Origin of the sequence: Flammeovirga sp. SJP92 (assembly GCF_001583495.1) — a bacterium.
Classification (GTDB): domain Bacteria; phylum Bacteroidota; class Bacteroidia; order Cytophagales; family Flammeovirgaceae; genus Flammeovirga.
The window spans coordinates 165,038-182,299 of the sequence record NZ_LQAQ01000042.1 but is presented as its reverse complement, the minus strand read 5'-3'; the positions used below and the strand labels follow the sequence as shown (position 1 = coordinate 182,299).

Genomic DNA, 17,262 nt, shown 5'->3' with positions numbered 1-17,262 from the left:
TGATCAAATCACAATCTCAAACACACATTGTGTTTGTTTCTTTTTTCTAATCACATACAATTTTAACTCATAGTAGCACTTAACATTAAGAAATCTTCCTACTGTTAAGCGTCTCTACATAACCACTTTATCCATTCTAGTATCACAGTTTTCCAATAGTTTTTGGGGTATATTAATGCTTGGCCCAATTGATAGATTTATTGATCATCCATAAAAAACCAACATCCCCATTCATATCAACTGCAGTTTCCACTCCTATTTTCCACCCATTATTACCCAGCTTGTAATACACATCAACCCACGCATTACTTCGGTTCCAATCTTTATAGATATCATGTGTGGAAGTAAAACCAACAGTGTAACTAAATCTATTATTCGTTTGAATATCCACACCAGTCACAAAACCAATGTTTTCTAACTTGTTCATATCCTTTCTAATAGTGAGGTAAGGCATTATTTTGTCTGAAACCTGATAACCATATCCCAATGAAAGAGAATAATTTCCATTCATCCGTTTAGAGTTTACATCTGTAGCACCTGCAGGTGACATCCAATCGTTTACACCTGCCCTAACATTCAACCAATGCCTGCAATCACTTTTCCCTAATTGTTGCCATGCTGAAAATTCAACTGAATTATCCCAACCTGCCAACTGCAAGACAGTAGTCTGTGCTTGTACTTGGTGTAAAGTAGAAAGTGTCACAAGGAGAAAAACCAAAACAACCTTATGATAAGGAGCACTGTAGCTATTACTCATATATAAATTACATTAATTATTCATTCGTTTGATTTAACGTGGATTAAAAAATTGAGTTACATAGCTTTTGTTAATGAGGTTAATCTATTGTATTTTATATATTATTAGACTCGCTTAATGCATTTTTTTTATTTTAGCCATTATATTATACATTTATTTCATGTAGAGTGCTAAGCCAAAGTTATTTAATACTTATCATTACGTTCATTATAACTACTTACCAAATTGATGACAGTCATGAGGTCCCATTTCTTTATCTCATCAATTTTATTCAACAATTCCTCATCATCATAAAAATATCGACGTAAAAGCGGCTTAATTTCTTTCTTTTTGGTAGTAAAAGCATCATCCTGATTACTTCTTTTCAAAACATACAATTCATGTTTTCTATAATGGACTTGATAGACACTGACAAGGCCATTTACTATCCTCAACCCCATCACAGCAATTTCTTTATCGGACTTTTCCTCCATATAAGTTCTGTTTTCAACTTGCAAAGGAACTCTTACCACTTCATAATAATTTCCTTTTTCATCTTCAAAAGATTTGCATCTGTAGGCTTGTAACCTTTGAGAGGGTTCACTGAGATCTCTTGTAAAATAAATATTCTGCTCTAAGCCAACAATAGGAAAATAATAAGTGCGTTGCAAAGTAGAAGTAGTACCAGTAAAACTATTATAACTTGTTGTTGTATAGGTTTCTTTATGTTTTAATGCCTGCTTTTTAATGGCAAATTGTGATGGATTGTTTTTGCTTTTGACTATATGTCCAACACTTTTGGAGATTCTTACATACCCTGTCAGTGTGCTGTAATTTGTCTTGAGGACACCTTTTACAAAATCGGTCTGTGCTGTTACATCTAATGAAAAAAAGAATACAAAACTGATAATGAATAAATTAAAATTTTTCATGAAGAGTTGTTCGTTGGTTTTAAGTATCAAGTTCAATTGAAAACTATAGTTATTAAATGATAATCATTGATAAGTCACACTAAATGATCACCTTCCACTAAAATTAATCAATTTCCAATGAAATATAAATTAAGAAATTTATTTTTTTCTTATATTCCCTAACGAAATTCTTATGCCTTAAATTCAAGAAAATAGAAAGCTCAATTTGCACCTTTTTCATTCATAAAATGGAAAATATCAATATACAACTTGATAAAATAGATCTTCAGATACTCAGTTTCTTAAAAAGAGATGGAAGGATGTCATTTACAGATATTTCAAACGAAATGAAAGCCTCAGTTGGCATGATTCGCAATAGGTATCAAAAAATGGTAGACAACAATATTTTACACATCATTGGGTGGGCAGATCCTATTAAAATCGGGATTGATGCTTATGCTAGAGTGAACCTTAAAGTTTTTCCTCCTGAAAAAATTAATAGAGTATTAGATCAACTTGTTGCTTTACCTGAAGTAAGTTTTGTGGCTTTAACTTCTGGGAGTTATAATATTGAAATTAATTTAATGTGTTCGAATAACAAACAGTTTCTGAGTACTATGATGGAAAAAATACATACCATTGAAGGGGTAAGTGATTCCAACACCACTATGTATTTAGAAGTCAAAAAATGGGCCTCACGGAATTTTTAATTTAATATCTATCAAACAGCACTGAAATAACAATATTTCAATTTAATAGTCATTTCTGTTGAGACGTTATAGTATAAGGCCCCAACAGAAACGACAATATTTTTTATTTGCTATCGTCAGATTCTAATAAATTACTACGATTTGAAATGCCATTATCAGTAGGTTCGTACAAACTTGTCACTCCTTGATTTTCCAGATCATTCTCTTCCATTTCTAACCACACTTTATATTGAAATTCATCTAGAACTTTCTTCACCTCATCTCTATACTTTTTTTCTATTTTTTTGTTATTAGACATAAATTTTTGTGGAGTGAGCTGATAAAATGCCTCTAACCTATCTAAATACCTCTTTTGAAGAGCATCTCGCCAAATTTTCTCACTAGCTGTAGATAATAAGAATCGTCTGTACATTTGCCTCATTACAAAGTCCAATGCATACTTCTGGAAATAAAGTCCCATTTTCTTATCTAAATTAGTATAACTATACGTCATCCAATCCATTTTTGAAGGTTGACTCTGAATCGCTTTTGGCGTTGTATAACTGATGATCTCTTTTGATTTTCTCTTGACTTCAACTGCCACTTTTCCTACCGCATAGGGTGCATAGAATACATGAATTCCTGCTGGTGCATTTCCGAGCAATGTCCCATTACAATACACATCAGCTGGCTCATTGAGTAATGTTACCACTTCTATTTGATCTTCAGCCTCAGTTACATTTTTTTCATAACGTACCTCTGGATTTGTTGATGAAGCAAGTTTTGAAGAGTAAGCCTTATAAGACGTCATCGCAAATTCTCTGTAAACCGATTGATCCTCATCATCTAGCCATATTCTTTTGTAATGTCTCAATAATAACCCATAGCCAAAACCATGATGGGCCTCTGGTGCTATATGAGTTCCTTTTTCAAAAGAGTTCCAAGAATAAAGATTAATCATAGCGGCATCATTGACTACTGCTTCGTTTAATAGTTCTCTGTAAGTGGCAGTTAGGTTTAAATATTGCCCTTTCACAAATACTTCCTCTAAAGACAGCTTTTTGGAAGTTGCTACTTTTTCAGATGCTTTCAATATCAACTGGGAATTTAAATAATCTGGAAACACGTTCTGAATAAAAGGTTTGCTATTTTGATCACATGCTTTCTTCAATACTTTTATGTTTTCTTTTGTAAGAACTGCATTTTTAGCTTGTGTAATAGCAGGGAAAATTTTGAGTACTTCATTATTAAATGCAAGATGAGAGGGGTACTTTGTTTCGAAGACAAAAGCAAATTTCGCATTAAAATCAGCAACTAATTTTCCAAAAACCGTATTGATTTCCGACAACATTTTGGGATTTTCAGCAAGTTCTGATGCCGTTGTATTCATGGTTTTATCCAATACATCAAGTGTTGAACTTGTAAAGATGACGATTTCTCCTTTTGTACTTCTCAACCACTTATCTGAGTACTTTGTATTTTTAAACAATTGACTCAATCGGTAAGACAAAATATCATATAATTGAGTCTCAGAGACTAAATCGATATCCCTATCCATGAGCAATTCAACGGTATAGGTGAAGTCCAGTTTTCTATTTTCAGCCGCCTTGATATACCTGATGATATTGCTGATATAACGATCTACATAATAGCTATTGGCACATACTGGTATTTGAAACTTAAAACCATCAATGCCCATTTCTTTTGCTGCTAACACCTCATAATCCAAAGCATCATCAGTAGACATAGGATTGATCATAAATGAAATATTGGGCTGATAAGTGTTGTAATTCCCGCTTATTTCACTTGTTTTTTTCCCATAGAGATCTTCATATCTCATTCCCTTCAGATAACCAATTTCAGAGCTAAAGTTCAAAGTGGGATTGCTTATTGCAAGTACCATTTTTTCTTTAAAAAAAGAGGTTTCTTGTTGTGCAGAACAATCAAAATACTGGAGTACAAAAAATAATGATAAAGACAGAGTAAAAGTAATCTTCATTTCGTTTCGTTTTTTAATGTTGTAAATACTAAGTGTAAAAAGATGTAGCCGGTGATAGTTATTAAAAATCAGCCATCTATAGATCTGAATGATTTTACAAATTGCTAATACGACTATATATATTAGGTTCTATAAAAGGTAGATTAATGTTTATAGAATTGAATAAAATGTACATGTATATTGTTCATTCAGTTATAATCAAAAACCGTCAACTAAAAGAATTGAAGGTTCAATACCGAAAAAAATGTTATTTAGTAGTGTATATTATCAGAGGAAATTCAGTGAGCTTTCTTAATAATAGTAACAGTGATTTTTCAGAAACTGAAGGTTTTCATCAAATTGATGATGACTATATGTAGAAGTTGACAATAGTATTTTTAGTCAATAAAATGATAGGATCATCAGTTCCTTTATTCATTTCATTGTATTGAGCTTTAGACTTTTTGCTATTAAACATCTTGGCTGGAAGGTTTATAATAAGTACGAAATCACAATAGTAATACTCTTTACTTTTAATTAAGAGTATATTTTACACTAAATCTAAACAAAAAATATCAACATTTCAAGATTTAGTAGATCCATTTTATTTAAGAACTCATAACAAAGTGCATCAGTAGTTTTTGGAGTAACGAAATTTGGATAAGCTTACTTTACAAAATAATCATCTTTCAAATTATCGATAATTAAGATTTTATCTTTAAAAAAATGCATTCCAACTCTTAGTTGGCTAGAAGAACGAATGTCCACAGCTACGTTTTTAAAATTGATATCACCAATTGCAACGGAATTAATAGTTCCGACCTGCTCTGTAACCATCTGATTTCCTCCAATTGTATAAATCTCTCTTTTATTTTCTACAAAAGAGTATTTTTCTAAGAGTACCTTGGCAAGAGGATGATCACTAGGAACGTTAATTCCATTGGAAGACGACCCTAAATCTACTATTGTTTTATATTGTATTCCTTCCACAGTCAACATAATATAAGGCACCCCTTCTTCTCGAATGATATCAATGGTTTGAAATCCCTCCTCTGAAAAACTTCCATTAAATATTTCCATTTGTTTGTTCGGGTAATCAATTTTCCAATTGGCTTTATTAATGATGGATTGTCCGATTAAACCTCCAAAATCAGGAATTTGTTCTTTCAAGCCTTTCATATCACCATTCCAGGCAGCGGTATTTGTAAACTCAACGCCTCCTATTTTGATAGATGCTGTAATTTCACTTCCCATCTTCGCTTTTCTATTCGAGGCTCCATCAACGCCATATGTTTTACCTTTCAGCTGTTCCCTTTGGATTAAATTCAACTGAGAGCCAGTATCAAATAGCATATTTCTTGGTTTCCCATCAATTAAAACAGGTAATAAAACGATGGACTTTATTGTTTTGAAAGGGATTTTCTCATGAAAACTTGTGGGATTTGTTTCGCCCTTTTCTTGGTACTTTGTAATTGAACACGATGAAGTTAAAATAAGAAGAAATAGTATAATAGTTCTCATTGAATAAGTGAATTGGATAGATTAATTTGACTGTTCCAATATTACTAAAAATATCTGACTTATTAGGAAAGAAAAGGCAATCCGATCAAAAACGTTCAAGATAAGCAATCACACCTAAACTTGAACCTAACATAAAGAAAGGTGATTTTTTGTATTTCAACTTAAAATAAAATCACACTTACAACATAATACTATTCTAAGACTTAGAGATTAGACGCTTACATACGATTTAACTTACGCAATCTTTGAGGGTAAAAAACAAATTGAATAAAGTTAAACTCAATAAACTGCAGACTTAATGATTTTTGTTGGCGCTCTAATTCCAAAAATGGGAAATATCTTAAGTTAGTACGCAAAACCCACCAATCTCCTTTTTCACTTGGACGAATATCCCAACCAAAAACAAGACTAGGAGTAAAAATTGATGATGTCTGGGAAGGAGCTTCTACTCCGTTATTGTTTTCCGTAAGTGAAATATCTTCATAACTCACACCTAAACCTAAATATGGGACAAATCCATGATAATCGGCTATAAATTTATAAGCTTCAAAGCTGATGCTTTTTCTTTTGATGTTTAAATCTAATGCATAAGCACTCCGCTTCTGGGACATCTGTCGATAAGAAATTGCTGTAATAAGATCCCATTTTGTGAAATGATACCCTAAAGCAATGTCTGCAAAAATACTTGGAAAAGCTTTATCATCTAAGAAAGGATAAAGATCGGTAATATAACTTGATGATGCAGTGGGGAAAGCTGAAGATGGACCTACAGCCAAGAATAATCCAAATTGATTAGAAGAACTAAGCTCCTTATTGAGCTTTTTATTGGAGTCTCTACTTGCACTTTTAGTTGTCTCCACCATGTAATTGAAACCAACTTGAAACGTCTGATCAGGAAATTGGTCTGTACTCTTCACCGACCGAGATAAATACGTTTCAAAAGAAGTATTTAAAACTCTACTGTATTCCAACGTCAAATAGAACTTTGGAAATTGAATTCCTAAACCAATATCAAAAACAGATTTCACTTGAGTATAAGCAAACTTTTGTTCATTTATATCTTCTTGTCTATACCTGAAAGGGGAAAATTTATATCCTAAATAGGGACGAATTGTTTTTTCTTTAGAAGCCAAGGGATAGACTCTTACACCTGTAAATGTACCAAACCTATATGCATTATTGATTTTATCTTTCCCCATTTTGATCGATGCTGTATTAATAGAAATATAAAAATCAGCATAACCCCAAAAATGTGTAGCTCCAATATTGATGGCAGGCGACATAAAACCACTTTTAGAGAAAGCTATTACACCTTCTTCCGTAAGATAATTTCCATTGGATAAATGAGGCACAAAATAATTGCTTACTCCAAAATATGCTTTTGCAAATTGATGTCTTTTTTCCCAATCCTGAGCATTACTTTTTAAAGTCCAAAACAAGCAAAAAAAAAGAAAATAATGTTTGAGTTTTTTCAGCGGCATAAATGAAGAGAAATAGTTTTTAACTTTAACAGTACTAAGACAGAATTATTTGCTCCTAATTCTATTTTTTGGCTTAGTACTTCACTCGATTTTAGTTATCATAAAATACGCCTTCTAAAAGATTAATCAAAGAAAGTATCCACTTTAATCTTATATTTATAACTGTCAATTTTATACACACCTTCTATCTCATTTGCTGTAGGTATTTTAAAAGTCCCGATGCCTAGAACATCCTCATCTTCAAGATACTCTTCTACACATAGGTAATCCGATTCTCTAAAACAGTGCGCTATTTTCTTATAATGTAATCTTATAATCGGATCTATTTGAAGGTGATTTCTTCTACTATCCAACTCAATTAAAAAGTAAACATATGATTTTGAAAGGTCTAATTGATGGAAAAAACTAATATCCATCTGTGTTGAATCAAAGTTAAACTCCTTCATCAAGACGGGGTTGTCCAACACATCGTCCTTGTCTTCATAAACTAAAAACAATAATTCATCATTTTTTGAAGATAAAATACTAAAATCTTCACTTAAGTCTGAAGATGAAATAGATAGTGTTATTTCCGTTTTTTGACTCCAAGAAACATTATAGATCAATAACAGTAATGGAAGAAGAAAGAGACGCATGATTGGTTATTTCATTATTTACAAAAGTACTAAGTCAGAATCTAAAACTAGCAATTTTAATTCATATAACAAATTTGATTTCTCTTCAAATAAAAAAAGAACCCCCTAATAGGTGATTCCTTTCCTCAAACTTTAAATTCCAACTCAGCGTTACACTGAATTGGAATTCGGTTATATTCTAGTTGCCTAACATTCTATAGTTGTCAAATGCTTTTGTATTCCACCAAAGTGTTTTACCATACATTGTATTGGTGATACCTTCCATAGCAGGAGCTAGATTCGCTCCGTTGGTAGTTTGTTCCGAAATTGCATAAGGGAAACGGTATGGAAGGCCTAAACCTTTGTATTGTGTACCACCTCTTACAAAAGTAAGCTGAGGGAAATTAGTACGGCGAACTTCAGTAAATGCTTCAGGACCATTTGTGAAAATGGAAATAAATTTCTGTTCCGCAATCAACTGTGCTGCATTCCCTGCATTCCAAGCTACTGCTTCTGTTTCTAATGTTCTTTTGTAATGATCTTCTAAGTTGGCCAATGAAATCTCAATATCAGTACCATCAGATTCTGTTACTACTTTTTCTGAGAAAGTAGTGCTACCATTTTGAGCAACAAATTCTGCAGTTCTGATACCATATTGATCTGCCAATTTATATTGTCTTTCAAAAGAAGCGTGAATACCTCTTTCATAAGCCGACTGAGCATCACCTGCACTTCCTACGTTTAATACTGCAGCCGCTTCAGCTCTGATAAATTCTAATTCAGAATAAGACATCACATGTGAAACACTGTTTGCTGTTCCTCTGTACAATACACCAATTCTTGAAATATCCGCAATTCTGAAATCCTCCTCTTTTGGTTTTCCGTTTTCGATACCTTCATATTTAATATCTGCAGTATTTCCTGTAGAATCAAACATTGCAATAGAATTTGGTGTTGGCGTTGCGAAGATATACATACGGGTATCTTTTCTTTGCTTCATCATGTCAATCATTGTATACGAGATAGCATGATCATCACGTGAATCACGAACATAGTTTTCAAAGAAAGGGTGCTCGTAAGGTTGAGTACCTGCATACGTAAGCATTGCATCGTCTTCAATTGAACTGAATACTGGATATTTTGCTGGATTACTGAAAATCAAATCCAAACCTTTTGCTGCTGTTGAAGGATCTACTTTTGATATATGGATATATAATCTTGCTGCCAACGAGTTTGCAAATTTCTGCCATTTTGTAGCATCTCCACCATAAATCATATCAGATTGAGGCTCTACATTTCCACCGTGAGAAAGTAATTCATTGGCTTCTGACAAACGGTTAAAGAAGTCATCATAGATGTCTTTTTGAGCATCATATTTTGGTTGAGTGATCGTCGATTCATAACCTAATGCTACTGTTTTCAAAGCTTCTGAATAAGGAATATCTCCCCAAACATCAGTCATTACAGAGAAAAGATAAGTACGAACGACCAACATTGCTCCTTCCATTGCTTCAGCATCTGCAATCGCTTTCACATCTTGATTCGCTTCTGCTTGCAATGCCTCTTTTAATTCACGGATTTTCATCAATCCTAATTCTAAATCATACAATGAAGCTGTACCATTTGATGATGAACCTGCATACATATACTTCCAGTATAAGTCGATTACATTGGATCTGTACTCATAATAATCTTCATCAATGTACTGGATTTTACCAAAATGCTGTGCCCAAAGACCGCTACCTGTCATGTTGAAATCTTCAGCTTGCACACCATAAATACCTCCAATTCTAGAGAAAGTGGCATTGGCAAATAAATTACCTGGTTTTACATCTGTAGGATAATTGGGGTTGGTCTGCATATCTTCAAAGTTTTTGAAACACGAAGTCATCCCCAAAGTCATCAAGATTGATGCTATATATATAATTGATTTTTTCATTCTTCTTCAAATTTAGGTTGAGGGAAATTTCCCTCAACTTTTTAATAATTCACTTGCTCAGAAATTAGAATTTCATTTTGATGTCGAAACCAAAACTTTGTGGTGATGGCAACTGACCAAATTCAAAACCTTGACCATCTAAGCTAGAACCGAAGCCCGCTTGTGGATCAATGTTCGGAGCGTTTTTATGAATCATCCAAAGGTTATTACCTACAAATGCTACGCTCATCCCTTGAATACCATATTTCTTAGTGAAAGTAGATGGAATGTTATAAGCGATTGACAGTTCAGCCAATTTCACATAAGTAGCATCGTATAAAAATTCTTCATGAATTCCGTAAAGCGACTGGTAGTAATCTTGAGAAGAAACTACAATTGTATTCGGATTACCGTCTACACCTACACCATTAGTTACTCTGCCAGCTTCACGATTTACAGCTGTTACATCAAGTACACCTGCATATTGACCAAACATGTTTGTTACAGAGAAGATGTCGCCTCCAACAGAAATATCAATCAATGCTGATAATGTGAAGTTCTTATAAGAAACCGAGTTGCGGATACCACCTCTCCAATCTGGGTTGATAGAACCTAACTTCACTTTCTCTTCTGTTTTCATTGGGAAACCATTTTCATCGACCATTACATTACCTGCATCATCACGTTGGTAAGCATAACCGTAAAACGTTCCTAACTCTTCACCTGGACGAGCCTCTGTTGTTAAGCCCCAGTATTCACCTAATACAAATGAATCTACACCTTCTGCAAGCTCAACTACTTCGTTTTTGTTTTTTGAGAAATTGAATGATACATCCCAAGTCACCTCATCAGTCTGTACAGGAGTGGCAAATACCATTAATTCAAAACCTTTGTTGTCAATCTGTCCTGCATTGATATAAGAATATCTATAACCTGATGCTGCTGAGACGTCTGCTGGAACAATTTGATCGTAAGTTGCTTTTTCATAATAAGCCGCTTCAAATCCTAAACGGTTATTGAAGAATCCCATATCCAAACCAACTTCCCATGATTGTGTTCTTTCTGATCTTAAATCAGGATTCGCTTGAGTAGTTTCATATTTAAACATCGGATAACCATTATAAGGCAATCCACTTGTGTAAACGTTCATTGTATTGTAAGGATCTGTATCGTTACCTACTTCGGCCCATCCACCTCTAATCTTACCTTGAGAGATCCATGATGGCAAATCAATATGCTCTGAGAATACATAAGACAGGTTGATTGATGGATACATAAACGAGTTGTTTTGTACCGGCAATGTTGAAGACCAATCATTACGTAAAGTTACATCAGCAAATAAATAATCTCTGAAACCTACCGAAGCCGTACCATATAATGAGTTGATGATTTTCTCTTCGAAGTAAGTCTGTGATTCCACTTGGCCAGTTGCATTGGCTGGTGTATAAACGCCCGGTGAAGCTAAACCAAATGCTTCCATTGAATTCGATTTATACACTCTGTACATGTTGTTTCCACCAAAGTTGGCATTCACATTCCAGTCTGAACCGAAGTCTTTTGAGAACGAGAACAAGAAATCAAAGTTGGTCTCATTGACAAAGTAGTTGGATTCATAGAAACCACCGTCAGGGTCATTGATCGAGTACATTGCTGATTTCGACAAACGGTTTTCAGTATACAAATCAGTACCACCCTTCACTTTGAAATTTAAGTAATCTGTAATGTTCCACTTCAATGAGGCATAACCATTTACACGGTCTCTTAGCTGTGAGTTTGTGTTCTCATTCAAGATCCAATACGGGTTATCATGGTAGTTGTAGTTCCAGTTGTAAGGCGTTCCATCAGCTTTTTTGTAGTCTTTCAGCATATTTGTATCTACTTGACGACCAAACCATACAAACTGTTGCATGACGTTATTTTCACCGTAACCTTGCTGAGGCAAGTTATCTGAAGATCTTCTTGAATACGTGATTTTAGTATCTAATTGTAACTTCTCATTGATTTTATGACCGAAGTTTAATGAAGCCGAGTAGTTCTCTAAGCCTGTGTTTGGCACCATACCTTCTTGATCTGAGTACATCATAGAGAAACGAACATTTGATTTATCCGTCGCATTTTGGATGGATAGGTTTGTTGTAGAAACGTGACCTGTTTCAAAGAAATCTTCTACGTTATTGGGATTCGATACCCAGGGCACTGGCTCACCATTAGAGTAGAACTGAGGAATGTTTGTTCCTTGGTCTAGTCTAGGACCCCATGATTCATCCACTCCATCATAAGTACCACCGTTCTTACCATCTGAAAATGAGAATTGACCATTCAAACCCTGACCGTATTCGTTTTGGTAATTCGGTAAAACCAATGGCTTTTGGAATGTAGTAGTGTTGGAAAGTGTAACACCCAATCCTTTTGATCCTTTACCTGATTTTGTGGTGATTACGATAGCACCATTTTGTGCTCTTGAACCATATAAAGCGGCTGCGTTTGGACCTTTCAATACTGACATTGACTCAATATCGTCTGGGTTGATATCATTGATTGGTGAACCGAAGTCAGTGCCACCACTTGATGTATTTCCTGAGTTATAGGTGTTATCCATCGGCACTCCATCAATTACAAATAACGGTTGGTTGTTACCTGTCAATGAAGAGTTACCACGAATAGTAATACGAGATGATGCACCAGGTGCACCTGAAGATGTATTTACCTGTACACCTGCTACTTTACCATTTAAGTTATTTAAAACTCCATTGTCAGCACCTTTCAGGTCATCACCTTTTACTTCTGAAACAGAATAACCCAGTGATTTTTTATCTTTTTCAATACCTAATGCGGTAACTACCACTTCTTCAAGCTGTTCCACATCTTCAAGCAGGGTAAAATCAATCACTGATTTTGTACCTACCGTGACATTCTGCGTTTTATAACCGATAAGTCGAACCACCAAAACGGCATCTGTAGCTTCTGTAGCAACAGTGTAATTTCCATCAAAATCTGATACAGAACCGTTTGTTGTTCCTTCAATCATGACAGTAGCGCCCGGAAGCGTTTCTCCATTGGCATCACGAATGACACCTGAAATAATTCTTTCTTGAGAAAAGGCTGTAGCAACCACCCCCAAGAAAAGAAAGAGGAAATAAAGTACTCTTTTTTTCATGTTAAGTTAATAATTGATTGATTGGATATTTGTGTTGAACATAAGTATTCAGCATCCCATTGATGTAATCAAAGGGAATTATAGTTCACTTTATTTTTTGACATACAAATTAAGCCTCAATTTTCATAAAAGAGGTGTATATTGTTATACCAATATTAATAGCCTTGCTATTAATACAGAAATATGTATTCTACTCAAAAAAGTGGAATTCGAAATGAATTTTCAAAACTATAGATATACTGACTACCTTTGTCTAATTGCTATAGACAATACCAGCAAGCTACTTATAGCTTCTGAAAAGGCTATAATGTTGACTAATGATTGTACTGAATAAAGATTATTCAATTTCAACATTATCAAAAAAGTATATAAATCTGCTTATTATTTTCTTCACTAATGAAGCGAAATAAATGTTTAGCGTGTTATAAGATGATGTATCTCATTAAATTAATGTTTGAACTAGGTTTAAATAATAAATTAGGTTGTGCTTTATGTTATTTGCTAGTACAATTCTAAGAAAGGATTTTGGGAATTGAAAACATTTTAACTTTTATAAAAACAAGGAACACACCTAGTTATTACACTGATTATCTGCATTGTAACATCATCACAATAAATTACCTATAACATTATTCACACATTACATTGAAATGTTATAATTTGATTTTCAGCAACTTAAATCAAGCAAAGAACGATTTTTCATCTAGCACCTTACACTCCAAAAAATTATCTTAAATGAAATATTGATTTACATTATTTTAAGAGTTGTCAAATCGTAGGAAAAGTTTTATTATTGCAACTGTATTGCATTAAAAGCATACGTTGTAATACATAAATTCATTTAAAAGGCTATTTACTAGCATTTTTTTAGTAAGTTCACGTAAGTGTCAAAACAAACAACTTAAATTAAATCAATTCAATTTATGAAAAGACTATTCAGTTTTGCCCTATTGTGTCTATTAGGGTTTTCAAGCTTAGCTCAGTCTCCATTATGGATGAGATATCCATCCATTTCTCCTGACGGTTCAAAAATCGCATTTTCTTACCAAGGTGACTTATATGTTTTGTCAGCCGAAGGAGGCAAAGCACAAGCCATTACGCATCATGTAGCACATGATTTTTCACCAGTATGGAGCCCCGATAGCAAACAAATTGCTTTTGCTTCAGATCGATTCGGGAATTTTGATGTATTTGTAATGAATGCTGAAGGTGGTACTCCTCAACGATTAACCTATCATTCAAATAAAGAAATCCCCTCTTCTTTTACGCCTGATGGCCAATCAATTCTATTTACTGCAACGATTTTAGATGATCAAAAAAGTGCTCAGTTTCCTTATTTCAGATTACCAGAATTGTACAGTGTTTCCATTAAAGGTGGAAGACCTGAACAGATCTTAAGTACATCTGCCGTAAATGCCACTTATAGTAAGGACCAAAAAACAATCCTTTATCAAGATGTAAAAGGATATGAAGACAACTGGAGAAAGCATCACACTTCTTCAGTGACAAGAGATATTTGGGTTTATGATGTGGCCTCTAACAAACATAAACAAATCTCGACTTTTAAAGGTGAGGACCAATATCCTCAGTTTTATAAAGACGATCAAACTATTGTTTATTTAAGCGAAGAAGAAGGTTCTTTCAATGTTTGGACTACAAAATTAGATGGAAGCGACAAAGAAAGATTGACTTCTTTTGAAAAACATCCAATCCGTTTCTTAACTGTAGCTGAAGATGGAAAAATGTGTTTTGGGTATGATGGTGAAATCTATACTTTCATAAAAGGTGAAACACCTAAAAAAGTAAATATTGAAATCCGAAATGATGTGAAAGTAAACAATGTCACTTTTGAACGAAAGTCGAGCGGTGGTAATCAGATTGCAGTCTCTCCTAATGGTAAAGAAATGGCTTTCATATTAAGAGGAGATGTATTCGTTACTTCAGTAGATTATAATACTACTGTTCAAATTACAAAAACACCTGAGCAAGAACGTTCGGTAAGCTTCTCTCCTGATGGCAGAAAATTAGTTTATGCTGGTGAGAGAAACGGTTCTTGGAATATCTATACTTCTGAAATTGAAAATGAAGAAGATTTGTATTTTATATCAGCTTCTTCATTTGTTGAAAAAGTAGTGACTGATAAAGCTGAGGAGGAATTCCAGCCGATGTGGTCACCTAAAGGTGATGAAATTGCATTCTTGGAAGAGAGAACTACATTGAAAGTCATCAACCTTGATTCTAAAAAAGAAAGAGTAATCCTTCCTGGAACTTATAATTACTCCTACTCAGATGGAGATCAATCATATGACTGGTCACCTGATGGAAAATGGTTTGCTGTTCAATATTCTCCAAATCAATGGACTAGCTCAGATATTGGATTGGTGGATGCTTCTGGTAATCAAAACATCATCAACCTGACTGAAAGCGGTTACAATAGTGGTCAGCCGAAGTTTGCTATGGACGGCAAAGCAATCATCTTCTCCAATGACCGCTACGGCTTCAGAAGTCATGGTAGCTGGGGGGCTGAAGACGATATTTTTGCTTTATTCTTAACTAAAGATGCTTACGATGAGTTCCAACTTTCTAAGGAAGAATTTGAATTATTAGAAGAAGCACGCAAGGAAGAAGAGAAAAAGGAAAAAGAAGCAAAAAAAGACGACTCTAAAAAGAAGAAAAAGAAAGGTGACGATAAGGAAGAGGAAGAAAAAGAAGAAGCATTAGTAATTGACTTTGATGGTCTTAATGACCGCGTATTAAGGTTGACAATCAACTCTTCATTTACTTCTGATATGCTACTGACCAAAGACGGCAGCAAGCTTTACTATATGTCTCGTTTTGAAGGTGGATTTGATTTATGGTCAAAAGACATCCGTAAAAATGAAACGAAATTAGTCTTGAAATTATCAGGTTACGGTGGAAACTTACAATTTGATAAGGACCACAAAAACCTGTTCTTTATTTCAAATGGCAAATTTGCCAAAATGGACGTAAAGTCGAATAAAAGAAAAGGAATTTCATATGGTGCTTCCTATTATTTAGATCGTTCGGCTGAAAGAGATTACATGTTTGAGCACGTTTGGAGACAAGTGAAAAAGAAGTTTTACGATTCTAATATTCATGGTTTAGATTGGGACTATTACAAAACTTCTTACGCTAAATTCTTACCGTATATCACTAACAATTATGATTACTCTGAAATGTTGAGTGAGATGCTGGGTGAATTGAATGGTTCACATACAGGTTGCCGTTATTATCCTTCAAGCCGTAATGGTGATCAAACTGCTACTTTGGGTGCTTTCTACAACCCAGAATATCAGAATGATGGATTAGAAATTCTTGAAGTAATTGAAGGTGGTCCTTTGACGAAGGTTGAGGATAATATTGAAGCAGGTATGATTATTACTGAAATTGATGGTCAGAAGATTACTTCAGGCCAAGATTATTTCCAATTACTCAACCATAAAAAAGGAACTTCTACTTACCTTACTATTCTTGACCCTACAAAAAGTAAAGTATTCAAGACTGAAGTTAAGCCTGTCTCTCAAGGCACCCTAGGCGACCTTCTTTATAAGAGATGGGTGAAACAAAGAGAGAAAGAAACGGAAGAGGTTTCTAACGGTAAAATCGGTTATGTTCACGTTAGAGGAATGAACAGTTCTTCTTTCAGAACATTATATTCCGAAGCCTTAGGAAAGAATTATAATAAAGAAGCACTAATCGTTGATACACGTTTCAATGGCGGTGGTTGGTTACATGATGACCTTGTTACGTTCTTGAGTGGAAAGGTTTATGCTCAATTTGCACCAAATAATCAAAAATTCGGTACTGAACCTATCAACAAATGGACAAAACCTTCTGCTGTTCTAGCATCTGAAGGCAACTATTCTGATGCTCATGCCTTCCCATATGCTTACAAAACATTAGGAATTGGTAAAATCATCGGTATGCCTGTACCAGGTACAATGACAGCTGTTTGGTGGGAAAGACTCCAAGATCCATCATTAGTATTTGGTATTCCTCAAGTGGGTGTCAAAGATATGAATGGCAATTTCCTTGAGAACCAGCAAATCGAGCCAGATATAAAAATTGCTCAAGATAAAGACGTTGTTGTTGAAGGAATTGACCAGCAACTTCGTAAAGCTGTAGATGAACTGTTGAAAAATTAGAAATAGTTGAATCAATCATCAGTGAAAAAGCTATCTTAAGTGAAAACTTAAGGTAGCTTTTTTTGTGTTATCCCAATTTTCTTCATTTAAA

The 17,262-nt window shown here is 34.3% G+C and carries 10 protein-coding genes; 2 read left to right on the top strand and 8 right to left on the bottom strand.

What is annotated here, in order from left to right; genetic code table 11:
• Window positions 1–172: 172 nt before the first annotated feature.
• On the bottom strand, window positions 173–757 hold the full coding sequence (locus tag AVL50_RS11020) for a hypothetical protein (protein ID WP_062616551.1): 585 nt from the start codon (window positions 755–757) through the stop codon (window positions 173–175).
• Between the two features lie 185 nt (window positions 758–942).
• The gene (locus tag AVL50_RS11015; RefSeq protein WP_062616550.1) at window positions 943–1,668 is read right to left on the bottom strand and encodes a hypothetical protein; all 726 of its coding nucleotides are present in this window, start codon (window positions 1,666–1,668) and stop codon (window positions 943–945) included.
• 227 nt (window positions 1,669–1,895) lie between these two features.
• Between AVL50_RS11015 and AVL50_RS11010 the strand changes: the two genes are divergently transcribed.
• The gene (locus AVL50_RS11010; RefSeq protein WP_062616549.1) at window positions 1,896–2,357 is read left to right on the top strand and encodes an Lrp/AsnC family transcriptional regulator; all 462 of its coding nucleotides are present in this window, start codon (window positions 1,896–1,898) and stop codon (window positions 2,355–2,357) included.
• A gap of 103 nt (window positions 2,358–2,460) precedes the next feature.
• Here the strand turns inward: AVL50_RS11010 and AVL50_RS11005 are convergent, their stop codons facing one another.
• The 6 genes from AVL50_RS11005 to AVL50_RS10975 form a co-directional block, all read right to left on the bottom strand.
• On the bottom strand, window positions 2,461–4,239 hold the full coding sequence (locus AVL50_RS11005) for a hypothetical protein (protein WP_157491275.1): 1,779 nt from the start codon (window positions 4,237–4,239) through the stop codon (window positions 2,461–2,463).
• A gap of 741 nt (window positions 4,240–4,980) precedes the next feature.
• Window positions 4,981–5,835 (bottom strand): aspartyl protease family protein, encoded by an 855-nt coding sequence (locus AVL50_RS10995; protein ID WP_062616546.1) that lies wholly within the window; start codon window positions 5,833–5,835, stop codon window positions 4,981–4,983.
• Window positions 5,836–6,053: 218 nt separating this feature from the next.
• Window positions 6,054–7,274 carry a hypothetical protein gene (locus tag AVL50_RS10990; RefSeq protein ID WP_157491274.1) on the bottom strand — a complete coding sequence of 407 codons (1,221 nt, stop codon included), beginning with the start codon at window positions 7,272–7,274 and terminating at the stop codon, window positions 6,054–6,056.
• Window positions 7,275–7,438: 164 nt separating this feature from the next.
• Window positions 7,439–7,951, bottom strand: coding sequence for a hypothetical protein (locus tag AVL50_RS10985; RefSeq protein ID WP_062616544.1), 513 nt, complete (start codon window positions 7,949–7,951; stop codon window positions 7,439–7,441).
• 178 nt (window positions 7,952–8,129) lie between these two features.
• Window positions 8,130–9,869: a SusD/RagB family nutrient-binding outer membrane lipoprotein gene (locus AVL50_RS10980; RefSeq protein ID WP_082795755.1), complete on the bottom strand. Its 1,740-nt coding sequence runs from the start codon at window positions 9,867–9,869 to the stop codon at window positions 8,130–8,132.
• 64 nt (window positions 9,870–9,933) lie between these two features.
• Window positions 9,934–13,005 carry a SusC/RagA family TonB-linked outer membrane protein gene (locus AVL50_RS10975; protein ID WP_062616542.1) on the bottom strand — a complete coding sequence of 1,024 codons (3,072 nt, stop codon included), beginning with the start codon at window positions 13,003–13,005 and terminating at the stop codon, window positions 9,934–9,936.
• A 923-nt stretch (window positions 13,006–13,928) separates the two neighbouring features.
• On the opposite strand from AVL50_RS10975, the gene AVL50_RS10965 reads away from it, so the two are divergent.
• Entirely contained in the window at window positions 13,929–17,171 is a 3,243-nt protein-coding gene (locus tag AVL50_RS10965) for a S41 family peptidase (protein WP_062616540.1), read from the top strand.
• Window positions 17,172–17,262 lie beyond the last annotated feature (91 nt).

Coding starts and splice junctions, on each gene's coding strand:
- AVL50_RS11020 (WP_062616551.1), bottom strand. CDS start 757: ATGAGTAATAGCTACAGTGCTCCTTATCATAAGGTTGTTTTGGTTTTT.
- AVL50_RS11015 (WP_062616550.1), bottom strand. CDS start 1,668: ATGAAAAATTTTAATTTATTCATTATCAGTTTTGTATTCTTTTTTTCA.
- AVL50_RS11010 (WP_062616549.1), top strand. CDS start 1,896: ATGGAAAATATCAATATACAACTTGATAAAATAGATCTTCAGATACTC.
- AVL50_RS11005 (WP_157491275.1), bottom strand. CDS start 4,239: ATGGTACTTGCAATAAGCAATCCCACTTTGAACTTTAGCTCTGAAATT.
- AVL50_RS10995 (WP_062616546.1), bottom strand. CDS start 5,835: ATGAGAACTATTATACTATTTCTTCTTATTTTAACTTCATCGTGTTCA.
- AVL50_RS10985 (WP_062616544.1), bottom strand. CDS start 7,951: ATGCGTCTCTTTCTTCTTCCATTACTGTTATTGATCTATAATGTTTCT.
- AVL50_RS10980 (WP_082795755.1), bottom strand. CDS start 9,869: ATGAAAAAATCAATTATATATATAGCATCAATCTTGATGACTTTGGGG.
- AVL50_RS10975 (WP_062616542.1), bottom strand. CDS start 13,005: ATGAAAAAAAGAGTACTTTATTTCCTCTTTCTTTTCTTGGGGGTGGTT.
- AVL50_RS10965 (WP_062616540.1), top strand. CDS start 13,929: ATGAAAAGACTATTCAGTTTTGCCCTATTGTGTCTATTAGGGTTTTCA.